The sequence below is a fragment of the Dyella flagellata genome (genome assembly GCF_030160275.1).
Classification (GTDB): Bacteria; Pseudomonadota; Gammaproteobacteria; order Xanthomonadales; family Rhodanobacteraceae; genus Dyella_B; species Dyella_B flagellata.
In genome coordinates, this window is record NZ_BSOA01000044.1 from 57,508 (window position 1) to 76,271 (window position 18,764).

The 18,764-nt window shown below is 62.3% G+C and carries 15 protein-coding genes; 10 read left to right on the forward strand and 5 right to left on the reverse strand.

The genetic code is table 11. From position 1 onward, the window contains the following. Nucleotides 1–59: 59 nt before the first annotated feature. The 5 genes from QQJ96_RS17605 to QQJ96_RS17625 all read right to left on the reverse strand — a co-directional run bounded on the left by QQJ96_RS17605 (nucleotide 60) and on the right by QQJ96_RS17625 (nucleotide 8,079). Nucleotides 60–1,097: a glucokinase gene (locus QQJ96_RS17605; protein ID WP_284333331.1), complete on the reverse strand. Its 1,038-nt coding sequence runs from the start codon at nucleotides 1,095–1,097 to the stop codon at nucleotides 60–62. A 463-nt stretch (nucleotides 1,098–1,560) separates the two neighbouring features. Next, on the reverse strand, nucleotides 1,561–4,164 hold the full coding sequence (locus QQJ96_RS17610) for a glycoside hydrolase family 3 protein (RefSeq protein ID WP_284333332.1): 2,604 nt from the start codon (nucleotides 4,162–4,164) through the stop codon (nucleotides 1,561–1,563). Nucleotides 4,165–4,238: 74 nt separating this feature from the next. Further along, a complete protein-coding gene (locus QQJ96_RS17615; RefSeq protein ID WP_284333333.1) occupies nucleotides 4,239–5,288 on the reverse strand; it encodes a glycosyl hydrolase family 18 protein in 1,050 nt (349 codons plus the stop codon). A 2-nt stretch (nucleotides 5,289–5,290) separates the two neighbouring features. Further along, nucleotides 5,291–6,895, reverse strand: coding sequence for an alpha-L-fucosidase (locus tag QQJ96_RS17620; RefSeq protein ID WP_284333334.1), 1,605 nt, complete (start codon nucleotides 6,893–6,895; stop codon nucleotides 5,291–5,293). 134 nt (nucleotides 6,896–7,029) lie between these two features. Beyond that, complete coding sequence (locus QQJ96_RS17625; protein ID WP_284333335.1) at nucleotides 7,030–8,079, reverse strand: glucokinase; 1,050 nt, start codon at nucleotides 8,077–8,079, stop codon at nucleotides 7,030–7,032. A gap of 400 nt (nucleotides 8,080–8,479) precedes the next feature. Here QQJ96_RS17625 and QQJ96_RS17630 point away from each other — a divergent pair, with 400 nt between their 5' ends. From QQJ96_RS17630 to QQJ96_RS17675, 10 genes are all read left to right on the forward strand, one after another. Beyond that, complete coding sequence (locus QQJ96_RS17630; RefSeq protein ID WP_284333336.1) at nucleotides 8,480–9,508, forward strand: aldo/keto reductase; 1,029 nt, start codon at nucleotides 8,480–8,482, stop codon at nucleotides 9,506–9,508. Beyond that, a complete protein-coding gene (locus tag QQJ96_RS17635; RefSeq protein WP_284333337.1) occupies nucleotides 9,505–10,392 on the forward strand; it encodes an amidohydrolase family protein in 888 nt (295 codons plus the stop codon). The genes QQJ96_RS17630 and QQJ96_RS17635 overlap by 4 nt, the downstream gene beginning before the upstream one ends. Nucleotides 10,393–10,416: 24 nt before the next feature. Continuing rightward, nucleotides 10,417–11,163: an SDR family oxidoreductase gene (locus QQJ96_RS17640; protein WP_284333338.1), complete on the forward strand. Its 747-nt coding sequence runs from the start codon at nucleotides 10,417–10,419 to the stop codon at nucleotides 11,161–11,163. 16 nt (nucleotides 11,164–11,179) lie between these two features. Continuing rightward, nucleotides 11,180–12,043, forward strand: a complete 864-nt coding sequence (locus QQJ96_RS17645) for a fumarylacetoacetate hydrolase family protein (RefSeq protein ID WP_284333339.1) — start codon at nucleotides 11,180–11,182, stop codon at nucleotides 12,041–12,043. A gap of 52 nt (nucleotides 12,044–12,095) precedes the next feature. Next, on the forward strand, nucleotides 12,096–13,415 hold the full coding sequence (locus QQJ96_RS17650; protein WP_284333340.1) for an L-fuconate dehydratase: 1,320 nt from the start codon (nucleotides 12,096–12,098) through the stop codon (nucleotides 13,413–13,415). Continuing rightward, nucleotides 13,412–14,560: an alpha-hydroxy acid oxidase gene (locus QQJ96_RS17655; RefSeq protein ID WP_284333341.1), complete on the forward strand. Its 1,149-nt coding sequence runs from the start codon at nucleotides 13,412–13,414 to the stop codon at nucleotides 14,558–14,560. The genes QQJ96_RS17650 and QQJ96_RS17655 overlap by 4 nt, the downstream gene beginning before the upstream one ends. A gap of 528 nt (nucleotides 14,561–15,088) precedes the next feature. Continuing rightward, nucleotides 15,089–16,018 (forward strand): sigma-54 interaction domain-containing protein, encoded by a 930-nt coding sequence (locus QQJ96_RS17660; protein ID WP_284333342.1) that lies wholly within the window; start codon nucleotides 15,089–15,091, stop codon nucleotides 16,016–16,018. Between the two features lie 418 nt (nucleotides 16,019–16,436). Then, on the forward strand, nucleotides 16,437–16,721 hold the full coding sequence (locus tag QQJ96_RS17665; protein ID WP_284333343.1) for a hypothetical protein: 285 nt from the start codon (nucleotides 16,437–16,439) through the stop codon (nucleotides 16,719–16,721). Between the two features lie 20 nt (nucleotides 16,722–16,741). Continuing rightward, nucleotides 16,742–17,359: a Pvc16 family protein gene (locus QQJ96_RS17670; protein WP_284333344.1), complete on the forward strand. Its 618-nt coding sequence runs from the start codon at nucleotides 16,742–16,744 to the stop codon at nucleotides 17,357–17,359. Continuing rightward, complete coding sequence (locus QQJ96_RS17675) at nucleotides 17,356–18,747, forward strand: hypothetical protein (RefSeq protein ID WP_284333345.1); 1,392 nt, start codon at nucleotides 17,356–17,358, stop codon at nucleotides 18,745–18,747. Before QQJ96_RS17670 ends, QQJ96_RS17675 begins: the two co-directional genes overlap by 4 nt. The last annotated feature ends 17 nt before the right edge of the window (nucleotides 18,748–18,764 follow it).

The following is an 18,764-nucleotide window of genomic DNA, read 5'->3' on the forward strand; positions in this document are numbered from 1 at the left end:
TTCGGCAACACCAGCTTCCGTGTCGATGCGGTAAAGGGAACGTCGAGCCTCGCCGTTCCCTAATCTTGCAATGAACGCTGCGTCGCGTGATTCATCAGCCAGCTCGCCGCGCCGATCACGCCCAGTCGCGCGTGGTCCACTACGTACACGGGAACTGTCTGCTGGAACGGACGCATCACCCCTTTATCCAGAAAACGGCTGACGAAACTGCTCTTGGCCATGAAATCCGTCATGCTCGACAGGAAACCGCCGGCGACATAGATGCCGCCGGTGGCGCCGTACAGCATGGCCAGGTCGCCCGCGAAGGAACCCAGCCATCCGCAAAACAGTTGCAGCGTTTCCACCGCCTGCGCATTCGCGCCGGCGCATGCGGCAGCGGTGATCGAGGCGGGTTCCTGCCATTGCGCTTGCACGCCATCAAGCCGGCAAACCGCCTGGTAGACACGCAACAGACCCGGGCCTGACAGCACCGAGTCGTAGGGAATGTGCGTATCCGGCGGCACTAGTTCGCCGAGCACGGCTTGCTCGCGACCCACGCGTGCCGCCAGCTGGATATGCCCGGCTTCCGTAGCCAGCACTTGCGGGGGAGTACCCGGCAGGCGCACGGCCACGCCCAGACCCGTTCCGGGTCCGACGACAACAACGGGAGCTGGCTCAGTACTCTTGTTGCGGCGAGGATCGTGCAGCGTGGTGACACCGGCCGGATCCAGATAAGCCGTGCCATAAGCCAGCGCCTCGAAATCGTTGAGCACTTTCACCTCGCTCAACGCCAACGCCTTTTTCAGTTCGGCCGGTACTATCGGCCAACGTAGGTTGTTGTTGACCACCACACCTTCGTGCAGGAATCCCGCGCAAGCCAGCGCAAGGCGCTGCGGCGTTACCGAAAAGGCTGCGCAAAAGGCATGCACGATGGCATCGAAGCTGGCAAAATCCGCGCACTTGTACACGCGATACGCCAGGGTGCTGGGAACAGCCTGCCCCGGCTGAAAGGCAATCAGGCCGATGCGTGCATGGGTACCACCGACGTCGGCGGCCAGGAAAACCTCATGCTTGCCTGGAACAGGCTTCACGAATGCAGAGGACGTGGTGTGTGGCATGACATCACCTAGGAACGCGTCCGCAGAGGAAGCATCTCGCGCGGTGCCATACGCTTCGTAGCTGCCACCGTCACGCACGTTGCCACCTCGTCCCGAAAACCGGTCGAGCCGAGAACATTTTGCGCTGACGTAGACCGACTACCGCCCTCATCACCCCTCCAGTGCCAACCCATCCTGGAGCATTCATAGACGAACGTCCATTTCATATTTACGTGTATGAGCTTATACGCCTCGTTTAGATCGTGGCAAGTTGCGTCGCAACAGAATGCAGGGTTTCGTAACAATTTGTTTAGCCCTGAAGGATCAGGCAGGCCTTGAGGCCGTGCCAGGCCACCCCTCCAAGGGGCGGGGTGGAAACGTTTCCACCTATATAGATAAGGTGTAGAGCCTGGGTGACGGCGTAGGCTGGGATGCCAATCCCAGCACCAGATGGCGATCGCGATGCCGGGATTGGCATCCCAGCCTACCGCGGCAATACCAGGCGGCCGCCAATGGTAAAGGCCGCCGTCACGCCCGCCGCATCGCCAGGCTGGCCGCCACCGACAAACACGCGGTAGTGCCCCGATTTCACCGCACGCTCTCCGGCCGCATCGACGCTGCTGAGCTGCCGCGGCGCCAGCTGGAAACTGACGCGACGGCTTTGCCCCGCCGCCAGATGCACCCGCTGAAACCCTACCAGCGCATGGCGCGGCGCAAGCGCGTCATCGGGTGCATCGAGGTAAACCTGCACCACTTCGTCGCCCTCGCGGCCGCCGTCATTGCGCACGGTGGCGCTCAGGGTGAGCGTTTTACCCGCCGCTAGCTGCGCGGTCGACAGCTGCGGCTCGGCATAGGCGAAGTGGGTATAGCTCAGGCCATGACCGAACGGATAAAGCGGCGTACCGGTGAAATAGCGATAGGTACGCCCCTGCGTCGAATAGCTGACGAACGGCGGCAGGTCACGGGTGGAACGATAGAAGGTCACCGGCAGGCGCCCGCCGGGGTTGTAGTCGCCAGCCAGCACCTGGGCAATGGCACGGCCACCCTCCTCCCCCGGATACCATGCCGCCACGATGGCGGCGGCACGCTGTTTCGCCCAATTGAGCGCTACCGCGCTGCCTGACATCAGCACCACCACCAACGGCTTGCCGCTGGCCGCTGCGCGTTCCAACAAGGCTTGCTGCGCTTGCGGCAAGCCGATGTCCGTGCGATCGCCGCCGTTGAAACCGGGTACGTCGATCTTCAACTCCTCGCCTTCCACATCCGGCGACAAGCCGACGAATGCGACGATTGCATCGGCACTGCGCACGGCCGCTTCCGCTTGCGCCAACTGCGCCCCAGCCGGTGCCAGCCATTGCAGGCGTACACCCTGGTCACGGCCACTGTGCAGGTATTCGAGCCGGATCGCATGCGGATGTTGATCGGCAACATGCAGTTGAACCTGCATGGGCGTGTCGTCGCCGTTGTCGTCGAGCACTTTGCGGCCGTCGACATACAAGCGCACCGGATCATGCTGGTTGTTGCAATCGAAGCAGCGATCCACCTGCACGGCCAGGGTGTAATCCCCTGCGGCAGGTGGCAACCATTCACCGCTCCAGCGCACTGCATAGCGGCCAGGCTGCGCGCCACCGATCGGCGCAGCCTCATCCCAGTCGAAATCGATCACTCGATCAGTGCGTGTTACGACGGGCCGGCCGCTGAAATCGAGCTTGTCGAAATATTCGCCGTCTAGACCAGGTCGCCCGCTTTTCGTACGAAAGGCGGTTTCGGGTATCGGCACCGGCACGCCCTCGGCAATCGGGGCGCCCTGCGCGTAATACACGCGGTCCGCACCGAAACGCTCGCGCAGGCCTGCAAGCGGTGTAATCGGCGCACGCGCCGTCCCGTGATAATTGGCTTCCAAAGTCTCCAGAGTGTCGGCGTTCGGACCGAGCACGGCCAGGCGCGTGCCGCTGCGTAACGGCAAAGTGGCGTGTTCGTTCTTCAGCAGCACCATCGATTCAAGCGCCGCCTTGAGGGCGTACTGCCGATGTTCGGCGCTATCCACCTGATCCATGCCGATGCCGGCGTAGGGGCTCTTGCCATCGCCCCATTCACCCAGGCGATAACGCGCGGCGAACAAACGGATGAGCGAGGTATCGATCGCCGATGCCTTTACATAGCCTTTTTGCATGGCTTCGAGCAGATCCGCGTAGGCATCGCCGCAATCCAGATCGGTACCGGCCTGGAGGGATGCCGCCGAAGACTGCGCGTTGTCGGGCTTGAAATAGTGAAAGCGGGTTTCATCGTCGATCGCGTCGCAGTCGGACACGACGAAGCCCTTGAAGCCCCAATCGCCACGCAGGCGTGTCGTGAGCAGGTCGCCATCCGCACACGCTGGCGTGCCGTGGATGGCGTTGTAGGCGCACATCACCGAACCAGCCTGTCCCTCGGTCACCGCGGCACGAAATGCTGGCAGATAGGTGGCTTCCAGATCATGTGGCGACACGTCCACGTCGAACCCATGCCGGCCGGCCTCCGGGCCGCTGTGCACCACGAAATGTTTGGGCGTAGCGATCGCGCGCGGATGCTCGGAATCATCCCCTTGAATGCCATGGATGAAAGCCATCGCCAGACGACCGGCAAGGAACGGATCCTCGCCGTAGGTTTCCTGCCCCCTGCCCCAGCGCGGATCGCGGAAGATATTGATGTTGGGCGACCAGATGGTCAGCCCTTGGTAGCGCCCGTGGTCGTGACCGGCGCCGATGGCATTGAACTTGGCGCGCGCTTCAGTGGATACCGTGGTGCCGACTTGTTGCAGCAATTGCGTGTCCCAACTCGCGGCCAAGCCGATGGCCTGCGGGAAGACGGTGGCGTATCCGTTACGGGCATTGCCGTGCAGGCCTTCGCTCCACCAGTCGTAGGCGGCGATACCCAATCGCGGGATGGCGGGGGCGCCGCTTTGCAGTTGAGCGACTTTTTCGGCCGGGGTCATTTTCGCGACCAGGGCGGCGGCTTGAGCCTCGGGCGTTTGCTGCTGAGCGAATGCAGCGCCGGTGACGAGTAAGCCGAGAACGGCGGCGAGGCGCGGAAGATTTGCAAACATCATCTTAAAGGCCCGCTTCGTTAGGGTGCACGCATGGCGATGCCGGGATTGCCATCCCAGCCTACGATCGTCCCAGCCTACCGCTGCACCACCGGCAGCTCATCCCACACCTTCGGATCTTCCGCCCCCAGCACCCAGGCGCAGAATCCTTCCAGATCATTTTGCTTCACCAGCGCATAACGGTCGCGGAAACTGTGCGCATCGGGCATGAACACCCACTCGCGCATCTCGTCGCGGTAGAAGTAATACCAGGACTCATGCGCCTCGGCATCCCACTGCACCACGGCCTTTTGCTCTTGCGCCAGCGGGATCGACTCGTCCGCGTCGATGTAGGTGGCCGAGATATTGGAGGCCTCGCTGCCGTCATCGCGCACCGGATTGCCGGTGTACCAGCGATAGCCGTATAGCGCGATGCCTAGCGAGAGTTTGTTCCTGGGCACCAACGTCAACGCGTATTTCAGCTGGTCGAGCATCCAGGGCATGCCGTCCACCGGGCCTGGCGTGGTCCAGCGCGTGTGCTGGTCGTAGGTCATCAGGCAGATCAGATCGGCATATTTGGCCAAGGCGGCCACATCGTAGGCGCCACGCCAGTACTGCCACATCCACTTGGAGAACGGCCCTTCGCCCGCATGCCCTGGTCCGTTGGGCACCACGGCGATGGAAAGGGTAAGGCCGTGCTTGTGCAAGGCTTCCGCGGTTTGCTTCACCAGCAAGGTGTAGGCATCGCGATCCGTCCACGAAATGCTTTCGAAGTCGAACTGAAAGCCGGCGTAGCCCTGCTCGGCGGCTTGCTGCAGCATGGATTGGATCATGTGCTGCTTGGCGGTTTCATCATGCAGCAGCGCATGGAAACCGTTGCGCCCAGCCGACATGGAAACGATCGGCGTTACCGGTAGCCGATGCTGTTTGGCCAGATCCAGTACATAGCGGTTCGGCCCGCCGTTCACCAGGCCCTGGCCGTCGACCTGGTACCAGGTGGGCACCAGCAAGCCGATCTTGTCGATATGCGCGATGAAGGAGTTGGTGGATTTCTGCGAATCCATCAAATAGAACAGCGCCGTCGGCTGTTTTGCGATAGCGACACCGCAGGCAAGCGCCGCGGCGAGGAAGCAGACCAGTCTTTTCATGATTATTTCGCCAGTTCAATGCGATAGACGTAGGCGTAGTCGCCCACCGGCTGCGCCGGCAGCGACAGATGCAAGCCATCCGGCGCCTGCTGCCATGGAACGGCCTTACCGTTCGCCAGCAGGCTTACTGCGCTCACCTGGTCTTTGGGCTTGATCGAATGGATCACCACCTTGCCGCCTTCGGGCCAGCCCAGCTCGATGGCGTACAACACGCCATCTTTGGTGGTAAAGCGGAAGTCTTCGGCCGTATACGGCTTGGTCTTGGTGTCCTGGAACGTGCCGCCCACCACTTCGGTAGGACCTTCGCCGAAGCTGCGCCAAGGCCGGGTGCCGTAGATCGCGTCAGCATTGGTCTTCAGCCAGCCGCCCATGGCAAGCAGGATCTTCTGCGCGTCCTCCGGGATGGTGCCATCCGAGCGCGGGCCGACATTGAGCAGCAAGTTGCCGTTCTTGCTGACCACGTCCACCAGCAGATGGATCAGCTCCTTCGGCGATTTGTAGGTATCGCCCTTGATGTAGCCCCAGGAGGTGTTGCTGATGGAGGTATCGGTTTGCCAGTGCGCCTGCTGGATGCCGGTAAGCTGACCGCGTTCGATATCCAGCGTACCGGCACCCTCGGCGAAATCGCCTTGCTTGTAATTGACCACTACGCCGCCGCGTTTCGCGCCTTCGTTGTAGTAGTACGCCAGCATCTTCGGCAGTGTGCTGCGGAACGTGGGGTGGCCGATCCACCAGTCGAAATAGATGATGTCCGGGTGGTAGCCGTCGATCAGCTCGGCCGTGCGCGCCAGCCAGTCGTCCAGCCACGCCTGCGAAACATAGGTCCAGTCGTTATAGAGGTCTTCGTCCTTCTTGGCGAGGTGCGCTTCGGCCGGGCCATACAGGCCGGCGTAACGCGGATCGTTGACGTCTGAATCGAATTTGCGGCCGCCGTCGAAGAACCAGTCGTGTTCGGCACGATGCGAAGACACGCCGAAATGCAGCCCCTGCGCGCGCACGGCTTTCTCCAGTTCGCCGATCACATCGCGATGCGGCCCCATTTTCGCAGCCGTCCATTCGGAGAGCTGCGAGTTGTACATGGCAAAGCCATCATGATGCTCCGCTACGGGAATGACGTAGCGCGCGCCGGCTTGCTTGAACAACTCCGCCCACGCCTGCGGATCGAAGTGCTCGGCCTTGAACAGCGGAATGAAATCCTTGTAGCCGAATTTCGACTGCGGGCCATAGGTAGCCACGTGGTGCGCGAAATCGGGCATGTTCTGCTGGTACATGTTGCGCGAGTACCACTCGCTGCCGAAAGCCGGCACCGAATACACGCCCCAATGAATGAAGATGCCGAACTTGGCGTCGTCGTACCAAGTAGGGGCACTGTAATGCTGCAGCGCAGCCCAATCCGCGCGGAACGGACCATCATCCATGTGTTCGGCGACGCGGGCCAGGATGGCCTTGCGTTGCGGCGCGAACTTGGCGGTGGCTTTCTGCCAGGCCAGATCGGCATCCTCGGGTGAAAGGCTGTTGGCGGTGGGTGCCGTAGGAGACTGTTGGGCAGCGACGGCGCCTGTTGCACAGGCCAAGGCGATACCAAGGTAGAACAAACACCGTTTCATGCCCGATCCTCTCCTGATCCGGTTGGAATGATTCATCATGCCAGCGGCCCTGCCATGGAATAAAAAAACCGGTCGCGGAAGTAAGGGGAAGATAACCTCCGCGACCGGTGCTGCGAAAACTTACAGACTTTCGTTCACGACGCACCGTTGCGATCGATACGGGGCTCGCGTTCGCCCTCCGTAAGAGCACCGGAATGCCTGTCAACGTGCCAACCGGCTGCGCCCATCACGCCCAGATGGCTGTGCTCCATCACGCGGATAGGCACGTTTTGCAGAAACGGACGCATCACGCCCTTGTCGAGGAAACGCTCGATCAAGGGGCTGCCACGTAGAAAATCGATCGCCTGAAAAAGAAAACCACCGGCCAGGTAAATGCCACCGGTGGCGCTGTAGAGCAGGCATAGGTCCGCCGCGAACGAACCCAGCCAGCCACAGAACAAAGTGAGCGCCTCATGCGCGATCTCGTCGCCGCCAGCAAGTGCGGCGGCGGTTACCGCAGACGGCTCATGCAAGGACGGATAGCGGTCATGAATCGCGCATAGCGCCATGTAGATGCGATGCAAGCCGGGACCTGACAACACCAGCTCCTGCGAGACATGGGTATCTGGTTGCGCGAGCTTCGCCAGTACCTGTTGTTCAATGCCAATGCGCGCAGATAGTTGCGTATGCCCGGCTTCGGTCGCGATCACGCGCGAGGGCTGGCCCGGCAACCACGCCGCGGCGCCCAGGCCGGTGCCAGGCCCGATCACGATGACTGGCCCGGCGTGACCCTCCCGCGCCATCGGTGCCTTGAGCACTGCCGCATCCATCGCGGCGCCGTCGCCAACGGCATAGGCAAGCGCCTGCAGATCATTGAGAAACCACACGCCATCGAGCTGCAACCGCTCCTTCAGCTGTGGCAGCAACACCGGCCACACGAGGTTTTTGCTGATCACCGAACCGGTATGCACGTAACCGGCACAAGCCAGCACCAGCTCGCGTGGTTGTGCGCCAAGTTCGAGACAGAAGCTACGAACGATGTCTTCCAGGTGGGGATGATCCGCGCAGAGGTACGTGCGGAAGGCGGCCAGCTTCGGCGGCTGGCCGGCAGTGCGTGTCATCAGGGCGAGGCGCGCATGGGTACCGCCGATGTCGGCGGCCAGAAAGCTGTCGTCGCAGCTAATTGCCGGCGCAGGATGCCGCATGGACACCCGCCCAACGGCCGGCGGTATCGAAAATGCTGGGACGGCGGCCATTCCGTCAGCCCTCGCAGGCCCGGACGAAAAACGCGTGCTGACCGGCACTTTCTGTCGAAAACCGCATAGGACCGCCCTTTTTGCTCGCCGCCCAAGACCGCGCCGACGAGACTCCTCGTCGGCGACGTGTTCATTAGCAAAATAAAATTTCATATATGTTTTAGATCGAGTGAAAGCCAATTGCAACCCCTTTCTTCGGTCCAACCGCAAGAACCCACTTTCGGCACCTATGAATCAATTGTTTATATATACACAGAAGAGCAGATGCGCGATGATGCGCCGACAAGGGCCTGGCCAGGTACGAAAAACCGCTTTGCCGGGGCAGTTCAACGAGCGATCGTGAGGATCAATGGCGGCATCAACGACCAGGCCGGATCTCGGCGAAGCCCAGGCTCGGAAGCCAGCATGGCTGGCTTCACGGCTGTCGTTCGGCGGCGCGCCGATCGGTAACCTGTACGAGTCGGTGGATGACGCTTCGGCCACCGCCACCATCGCGCATGCCTGGCATTGCGACATCCGGCATTTCGATACCGCCCCCTATTACGGCTACGGCCTCAGCGAAATCCGGCTCGGCGACGCATTGAGAGGAGTGCCTCGCGAGAGCTTCAGCTTGTCGACCAAGGTGGGCCGGCTGATCGAGAACGATGCACAACAGACGAGTCACGCCGACGGCTTCATCGTCGACGGCCATCGCGCACGCTTCGACTACAGCCGCGAAGGCGTGCTGCGTTCCGTTGAAGCGAGCTTGCGCCGCCTGCGCACCGATCATGTCGAGGTACTGCTGCTGCATGACATCGGCGCGCTCACCCATGCTGGCCATCACACGGCGATCCTGCGCCAGGCCTTGGACGAAGCGCTGCCGGCAATGGCGGAACTTCGCGCCCAGGGCATATGCAAGGCGATCGGCATCGGCGTGAACGAGGAAGCGGTATGCCTGGAGGTGATGCCACGCTTTCCGCTCGACGTGATCATGCTGGCCGGACGCTATACGCTGTTCGAGCAACAGCAAGCCCAAGACGTGATGGCGCAAGCGCAAGCACGTGGTGTCGCCGTGCTGGCGGCAGGGCCGTACAACTCCGGCTTGCTTGGCGGAGCGCACGGCCCCGGCAAGTTCTACAACTATGCGCCGGCCGAAGAATCCACCCTTGCGCGCGCGCAACGTTACTACGACGTACTCGCTCGCACACATACCGATGTGGGCGCCGCGGCTTTGCAATTTCCTTTGGCGCATCCGGCCGTGGCGTGCGTGGTGTGCGGGCTGCGCTCGATCGACGAAGTCGATCAGGCGGCTGCGCGCTTGCAGGCATCCATTCCTGATGCGGCATGGCAGGCCTTGCGCGAGGCCGGCTTGTTGCAGGAAGGAGTTCCCACCCCGTGATCATTGTCGACGCCCACCAGCATTACTGGCAGCCGGCGCGCGCTGACTACGGTTGGCTTGCGCAGGCTCCCGCAACCCTGCAACGAGCGTTCCTGCCGCGCGATCTTCGCGCGCAGCGTGCGACAGCCGGGGTGCAATACAGCGTGCTCGTGCAAGCCGCGCCTACCGAAGCGGAAACGCGGTATCTGTTCGAACTGGCGCAGGAAGATCCGGCCGTGGCCGGGGTGGTGGGCTGGGTCGACATGGAAGCCAGCGACGTCGATGCGCGGATCGACGCGCTGATTCGCGACGGCCGTGGCCTGCTGCGCGGCTTGCGCCCGATGGCGCAGGACCTGGCCGATCCGGACTGGCTGGCCCGGCCTTCGCTCGATCGTGCGTTCGACTGCATCCAGGATTGCGGTCTCAGCTTCGATGCGCTGGTCGACATGCGCCAGCTCCCTGCCCTGCTGCGCCGTCTGCGCCGACATCCACAGTTGAACGTTGTACTCGATCATGCCGGCAAGCCGGCGATCGGTGATGGCCGCTTCGATCAATGGACCAGCTGGATCGACGAGCTGTCCCAGCATCCGTTGCTGCAATGCAAGCTATCGGGCCTGCTCACCCTGCTGGGTGAGCCGGTACACGAAGACGCGATCGAACCTTATGTCGCCGACCTGTTCGCGCATTTCGGCCCGCAGCGGCTGATGTGGGGCAGCGATTGGCCGTTGCTGACCACGCGTGCCGACTACGCGCATTGGCTGCATGTCGCCATGACTCTTACGGAGCGCTATGCCCAGGGCTCGCAAGCGGAAGTATTCGCTGCCAATGCCGTGCGCTTCTACGCGCTGAATATAGATCTTCCTAACCAAGGAACAAGCCATGACCTCACCCACGACGCGAATTGACGCGCATAGCAAGGAGCCTCGCGCATGAGCGGACGCCTCGCCAACAAATATGCCTTGATCACCGCGGCTGGTGCCGGCATCGGCCGTGCTACCGCCCTCGCCTTTGCGCGGGAAGGCGCCAAGGTGCTTGCGACCGACATCAACGCTGAGGCGCTGGCCAGCCTTGCCGCTGAACACCCCGCAATCACCACTCGCTCGCTGGACGTGACGCAAGCCGAACAGATTCAGACGCTCGTCAACGAGACCGGCCCGTTTGATGTGTTGTTCAACTGCGCCGGCTACGTACACGCGGGCACTATCCTGGATACCGACGAAGCGAGCTGGCGCCGCTCGTTCGCGATCAACGTCAACAGCATGTTCCATCTGTGCAAGGCGGTATTGCCTGGCATGCTCGAACGCGGCAGGGGCAGCATCATCAACATGTCCTCGGTGGCGTCCAGCATCAAGGGCGTGCCCAACCGCTTTGCCTATACGGCTACCAAGGCGGCGGTGATCGGCCTCACCCGCTCAATTGCGGCCGATTACGTAGCGCGCGGCGTACGCTGCAATGCGATCTGCCCCGGCACGGTGAAAACGCCGTCGCTAGGTGACCGCGTACGCGCGCTGGCCGGTGATGAAGAGGCCAACTGGCGCAGCTTCGTCCAGCGTCAACCGATGGGCCGCCTCGGCGAGCCCGAAGAAATCGCCGCGCTGGCGCTGTATCTCGCCGCCGACGAATCCGCATTCACCACCGGCACCGTGCACGTCGTGGACGGCGGCTGGTCCAACTGAGCCCGAAGAGAACAGCATGAAACTCGTACGCTATGGCGCGGCCGGCAAGGAAAAGCCAGGCCTGGTCGACAAGGACGGCGCGCTGCGCGACCTGTCCGCCGTTGTGAATGACATCGATACGCAGGCGCTCTCGCGCGAAGGTCGCACGCGCCTCGCCGCAATCGACCCGAACACTCTGCCGCTGGTCTCCGGCGAACCACGCTACGGCGCGCCGGTAGCGCACGTAAGCAAGTTCATCTGCGTGGGACTGAACTACAGCGAGCACGCCGCCGAAACCGGCGCGCCAATACCGGAACAGCCGATCCTGTTCATGAAGGCCACCAGTGCCATCAACGGTCCCAACGATGATGTGATCATTCCGCAAGGCTCGGTGAAAACCGACTGGGAAGTGGAACTGGGCGTGGTGATCGGCGAGACCGCGCGCAGCGTCAGCGTGGAAGACGCGCTGGCGCATGTGGCCGGCTACGTGGTGATCAACGATCTTTCCGAGCGCGAGTTCCAGCTCGAGCACGGTGGTCAGTGGGTGAAGGGCAAGAGCTGCGACAGCTTCGGCCCGATCGGCCCGTGGCTGGTGACCACCGACGAACTACCCGATCCGCAACAGTTGGGCCTTTGGCTGGAAGTGAACGGCCATCGCTACCAGAACGGCAACACACGCACGATGATTTTCGGCGTGGCGCAGCTGGTGAGCTATATCAGCCGCTACATGACGCTGCTGCCCGGCGACGTGATCAGCACCGGCACACCCTCCGGCGTCGGCCTGGGGCTGAAGCCGCCGGTGTACCTGCGCCCCGGCGACAAGATTGAACTGGGCATCGACGGGCTCGGCCGGCAACGCCAGCAAGTCCGCGCGCATCCCAATGACCGTAACTCCGTATGACGGCACCCCACTTTCCCTTTCCGGATGTTCCGGATGCAAGGACAGGCACTCGATGAGCAAGATCACGGCACTGGACACTTACGACGTTCGCTTCCCCACTTCGCGCGAACTGGATGGCTCCGATGCCATGAATCCCGATCCGGACTATTCCGCCGCCTATGTGGTGATGCGCACGGATCAGCCAGGCCTCGCCGGCTATGGCCTGGCGTTCACCATCGGCCGCGGCAATGACGTGCAAAAGGCAGCGATCGATGCGCTGGCCGGTCACGTGGTCGGCCTCAGCCTCGATGAGGTGATCGGCGATCTCGGCGGGTTCTCGATGCGCATGGTCGGCGATTCGCAATTGCGTTGGCTCGGCCCTGAAAAAGGCGTGATGCACATGGCGATCGGCGCGGTGGTCAACGCCGCGTGGGATCTCGCCGCGCGCGTGGCCGGCAAGCCGTTGTGGCGCTTCATCGCCGACATGACGCCCGAGCAGCTCGTCGCCACCCTCGATTTCCGCTATCTCACCGATGCGTTGACGCCCGAAGAAGCGCTGACCATGCTGCACGCCGCCGCGCCGGGCAAAGCCGGACGCATCGAGCAACTGCTGCGTGAAGGCTACCCGGCCTATACCACTTCGCCCGGCTGGCTCGGCTATTCCGACGAAAAAATGCAGCGCCTGGCACGCGAAGCCGTGGCACAGGGCTTCCGCACGATCAAGCTCAAGGTGGGCATGAACGTTGAAGACGACGTGCGCCGCTGCCAATTGGCACGCGCAACCGTCGGCCCTGATATCGCCATTGCAGTGGATGCGAACCAGCGCTGGAACGTGCCCGACGCCATCGCCTGGCTGCGCCGCCTGGTCGACGTGCAGTTGAAATGGGTGGAGGAGCCGACCAGCCCGGACGACGTGCTCGGTCATGCCGCCATCCGCAAAGCGGTGGCACCGGTGCCGATTTCCACTGGCGAACACACCCAGAACCGCGTGATCTTCAAGCAGCTGTTCCAGGCCGGCGCGGTGGATCTGGTGCAGATCGATGCCGCGCGCGTGGGCGGCGTCAACGAGAACCTCGCTATCCTGCTGCTGGCGGCCAAGTTCGGGATTCGCGTGTATCCGCACGCCGGCGGCGTCGGCCTGTGCGAACTGGTGCAGCACCTGGCGATGGCGGACTTCGTGGCGATCACCGGCAAGAAGGAGGATCGCGCGATCGAATTCGTCGATCACCTGCACGAGCATTTCGTCGATCCGGTGGTGATCCGTAACGGGCACTACATCGCGCCGCAGGCACCGGGCTTCTCCGCCCAGATGCACGCCAATACGCTGGCGCAGTACAGTTACCCGGATGGCCCTGTATGGTGTGAACCTCTCGACGCCGCCACTGCGCAATGACGACACCCATCACCAACGTTGCCGATCTGCGCGAACTGGCGAAGCGTCGCGTACCGCGCGCCTTCTTCGAATACGCCGATCGTGGCTCGTACGATGAGGTGACGTTGCGCGCCAACCGCGCTGCGTTCGAACGCATCGCCCTGCGGCAACGGGTGATGAGCAACGTGGACAACCGCTCGCTGGCTACGGATATCGTAGGCCAGCCGGTATCGATGCCGCTGGCCATCGCTCCCACCGGCCTCACCGGACTGCAACATGGCGCCGGCGAGATTCTGGGAGCGCGTGCAGCTCAGCAAGCCGGGATTCCCTTCTGCCTGAGCACCATGTCGATCTGCTCGATCGAACAGGTGCGCGCGGCGACAGGAAAACCGTTCTGGTTCCAGGTCTACGTGATGCGTGATCGCGGCTTCACCCGCGACCTGATCCAACGCGCCAAGGCCGCCGAATGTTCGGCCTTGATGCTCACGGCCGATCTCACCGTGCAAGGCCAGCGCCATCGCGAGATCAAGAACGGCCTTTCGGTACCGCCGAAGATCACCCTGCGCAACATCCTGGACATGGCCAGCAAACCGCGCTGGGCCTGGAGCATGTTGCGCGCGCCCAGCCGCTCCTTCGGCAACCTGCAAGGCCGCATCCAGGACACCGACAGCCTCACCACCCTCGCCCAATGGATCGCCAACCAGTTCGATCCCACGCTGGACTGGAAAGACCTGGAATGGATCCGCGAGCTGTGGCCCGGCAAGCTGATCATCAAAGGCATCCTCGATTCGGAGGATGCACGCATCGCAGCGTCCCTCGGCGTCGACGCCATCGTCGTCTCCAATCATGGCGGCCGTCAGCTCGACGGTGCCCCAGCCACCATCGACGTTTTGCCCTCCATCGTTGAGGCCGTGGGCGACCGCACGCAGGTGCTATTGGACAGCGGCATCCAGAGCGGACAGGATCTGCTCAAGGCGCTTGCCTACGGCGCCCATGCCGGCCTGATCGGCAAGGCATTTCTTTACGGCCTGGGCGCGATGGGCGAAGCCGGCGTGACCAAGACCATCGAACTGATCCGCCGCGAGCTCAGCGTGAGCATGGCGCTGACCGGACAAACCGACGCGCGCCACATCACGTCGGACGCCATTTGGTGCAAGTCGGCATAAAGCACGCTCAACATCGTCAACACAGTCTTCGGCGACTACGCTCCGTGCGATGAAAACCGGTAGCGGTAAGTTCCAAAGCAATGACTGACACGGCAAGTATCGTGACCGGCCTATCACGATGACCGTTTGGTAGTTCCTCACGCCCGGCCAGGCACGTTGCGCGCGGGTGGAAAACCTGGCCTTTTCATGCGCATAGCCGCGACACCAAAGATGGACTAGGCGCACGTGCCGGTCGACTCGTAACACCGCGATGTAAACATGATGAAACAGTTTCGGCCGTCATCGGCGTAGCACCGAAGCTACAATCGCCGGCCTTCAGCGCCCCGTATTCAATCGGTCCATACGCGAACTGCTCGTCCTTCCGAAAAAGCAAACTCTGTCATCCAGTAATTATTTACGGATTCGTATCGAATATTCTGTAAGAATTCGCTGTCGGCACCAGCTCTTCCGGCACAGGGCATCAACCGGGGTTTCTTCGCTGCGCACCGCGGCACGCGGGAGCGCAGGGTGTTTGCCTATGGAGGTACTATGATCGGGAAGTCGTGTGCTTTTCTGAAAATGATGGCGCTCATCGAGAAGATCACCCTGTATGACGCGCCAGTGTTGATCGAAGGCGAAACGGGTACGGGCAAGGAACTCGCTGCGCGGGCCATCCACTATCAGGGCAAGCGTCGGCATGGTCCTTTTGTTCCACTCAATTGCGGCGCCCTGCCTGACAATCTGATCGAGAGCGAATTGTTCGGACATTGCCGTGGCGCGTTCACCGACGCACGCACGGACAAGCCTGGCGTGGTCGAACTGGCCCATGCGGGCACCCTGTTCCTGGATGAAGTCGACGCCTTGTCGGGCAAGGCGCAGGTGGCGCTGCTGCGTTTCTTGCAGGACCAGCAGTTTCGCCCCGTCGGCGGACGCACCGAACGCAGTTCGGATGTACGCATCATTGCCGCAACCAATCGCAGGCTCAGCGAGCTGGAGGCACAAGGGCAATTTCGCCTGGACCTGTTTTATCGCCTGCGTATTCTGCATCTACGCCTTCCGCCCTTGCGCGAACGCGAGGGCGACCCCGAATTGCTGGCCCGGCACTTCGCGCAGATCGGCAGTGCGCGCTTCGGCAAATGCGTGCGCCCGTTCGATCCCCAGACCCTGCACTGGTTCAGCTGCTACCACTGGCCCGGCAATATCCGTGAGCTGGAAAACATGGTTTACCAGGGGCTGTTGCTGGGCGACGGTCCCTGCATACAGTTGAACACGCCAGCCGGACTGCAAGCGCCGGAACCTGCCGGATCAAGCATGAATTATCGCTGCGCCAAGGAACGCGCGATCGTGGAATTCGAAAGCCGCTTTCTACGCGCCGCCATGCACCATAGCGGTGGCAATGTCTCTGCCGCAGCACGCCTGATCGGTACGGAGCGACGTCATCTCGGGCGTCTGCTGAAGAAGTACCAGATCGAGGCCTAGGCTCCATGCCCCCGGAGCAAGCGCGTAGGCTGGGATGTTAATCCCAGCTTTGCATACGGCATCCCGATGCTGGGATTGTCATCCCAGCCTACACGCTTATGTGGCTGCGAAGCGCGCATACAGGTGACCCCGGAGCAAGTCCGGGGCAACCCAGGCCATCATCGGCGCCCCATCCAGTCTTTGTCTCGGCGATCTTCGTGCCGGGCTCACCCGTGCGCATCAAGCTTGGATTCGCTCCTGAGGGATGTACTTCTGCACACCCTGCCCCGGGTGCAAACAGCCCCAGCGTCGAAACTCGCCAAAACAGGGGACCAGATGCGATGACACCGAACTGGTCCTGGGTTCGCACGCACCCATCGTTCCATCGATCGCATGCGCAACACCGCAGCCTGATGCGCTTTTTCATCTGGCACGGCACTTGCCTCGGTGTATGGGTGAGACCGAAACGTCGGTGGCCATCCATGTCGACGCCATGAGTGACGCGGTGCTACGCGCCGCGCTTCTCAGCCACATCGAACGCAACCCGGGTGCGTCCGATACGTTGGAGGGGATACAGCGCTATTGGCTGATGTTGCCGGCGTCGGGGGAGATAGCGCGGTCGCTCGAAGAAGTACTGCTCGAACTGGTTGAAACGAGACACATGCGGCGCACCGCGTTGCCCGATGGCGGCGTGCTTTACACGGTGCGACACCCTAAACCGTAGGCGGCAAGGAAACGCTTAGGATGTACCAGGCCATACATGCCACCAGTATCAGTCTGAAAAAGTACCTCGGCGATCAGATCAAGGCCGATACGTTTCTCTATGCGACCGGTGCTCCTTATCGCGTGCGCGGGATGGACGTGTACCTGAACACGCCCAAGGAGATGGAAGACAATTCCCTGGAGGGCATCTCGCTATGGCTCTATCGCGTGGTACGTGACGACCAGCGCCTCAACGATCCCCCTGTGCGCATCAGCCCGAATGCCTTGAAGCTGCCGCCCCTGCCCTTGCGCCTGCATTATCTGGTTACGCCGCTCACCTTGCGCACCAACAAGGGCGACCCGGATACCGAACAGTATCTGCTCGGCAAGGCGATGCAATGCCTACACAGTCACGCGGTTTTCCGGGGCACCGACCTGCAACAGGAACTGAGCGGCACCGCAGCCGAGTTGCATGTGCGTCTGGAGTCGCTGGCCTTGGAGGAACTCACGCGCGTGTGGGATGCGCTCGAAGGCTCCTACCAGCTCTCGGTATCGTATGAAGTGAGCGTGGTGAACATCGACACGGCGATTTCGCCCGAACCGGTCACCCCCGTGCTTGAAGTGGTACCGCGCACCGGCGTGATCGTAGGGGTGTCATGAGCTACGAAACCGTCACCGTAGATAGCTATCAGTACAGCGTGGCTTTCGATGGCCCTTTGCCGGTGCGCGCGCACCCCTGGGCGATCGCGCAGGGCAGCGTAACGGATGAACTCACCGGGGCAGCGCCGCCGGTGATAGTGACGATCCAAGTGCAGGAACCCGGTTTGTCGGTCGTCGGCGGCAAAGATGGCCAGTTCGCCCTGGTCGCGGTGCCATGGCAGCGCTTTTCGATGTTCGACGGCGGCGCCCTGCTCCTGCACTTGCATGCGAGCGCCAGCGGATACGTCGACCTGGACTGGCAGGCGCCATTGCTGGATTTTCGCCGGCACATTGCTACACCCATTGCGGCCGCAGGCACGACCGTGATCACGCTGGATAACGTGCAGAATCTCTACAACGGGCAAAGCCTGTGGTTCGGTCCGACCGGTCCCAAGGAGGAAATGGCGCGCATCGTCGCCATCGATACCAGCCTCAAGCAGGTAACGCTCGGCGCGCCCTTGCAATTCACGCACACGTTCGGCGACGTCGTAGTCGCGGACGAATATGCGAGCACTGTACTGGATCCGGTGACATTGCGGCGTACGCCCACCGTTTTGCGCGGCAGGGTGTTTCGCCGCGACGACGCCACACAGTCGACTACACCAATTTCAGGTGCGCAGATCGCCCTTACCGACTTCTGGCGAAGCCTGCCTGCGCTGCGTGCGATGTTGCCGGGCGCGATGACCGACCCCAATCCGACGAAGCGACAGTTCGCGCTGGCTTGCGGGCCGGGTGTCTATCTATCGCATCCCGTTGGCATGGATGTACATGTGCTGCCCCTTGCAACGGTACCCGGTGCAGACAAGACCCTGGCCCAACCCTGCGCCAGCGGCGCATCGCAGTTGTCCTTGACCGACCGGATCGGTGTCACCGCGAACGATGTGCTCCAAGTGGGCGATCCGCTCGACGATGCCTCTGAACTGGTATCCGTACAAAGCATTCCCGTCATCGGCAGCGATGTAGAACCTACCACCCTGCCATTAAGCATGCCCGTCCATGCCGCGTACAGCGCCGGGACCCGTGTGCAGGTGCTGCAGCCGCAGGTGCCTGGCGTGAACATGAGCTTGCGCGATGCGACCGCGCCGGAAGACCGCTGCATCTTCGTTGACGACACCAGCACCCTGCCCCCTCTGTGCTGGATCGACATCGACGCAGCCCATCCGGAATACCAGCGCGCGCAGCTGCCGGCTGCCACAACCGATAAAAACGGCTATTTCCGCTTTCCGCCGATCCAGCGCATCGCCGCCATGCAACTCACGGTCACATCGGGCGGGTCGCCGCCGGTGACGCTCACCGTGCAACCGGATTACGCACTGGCGGAGAACTGGTTGGACATCGTGATGCCGTAACGCCTCAACTCACCGCC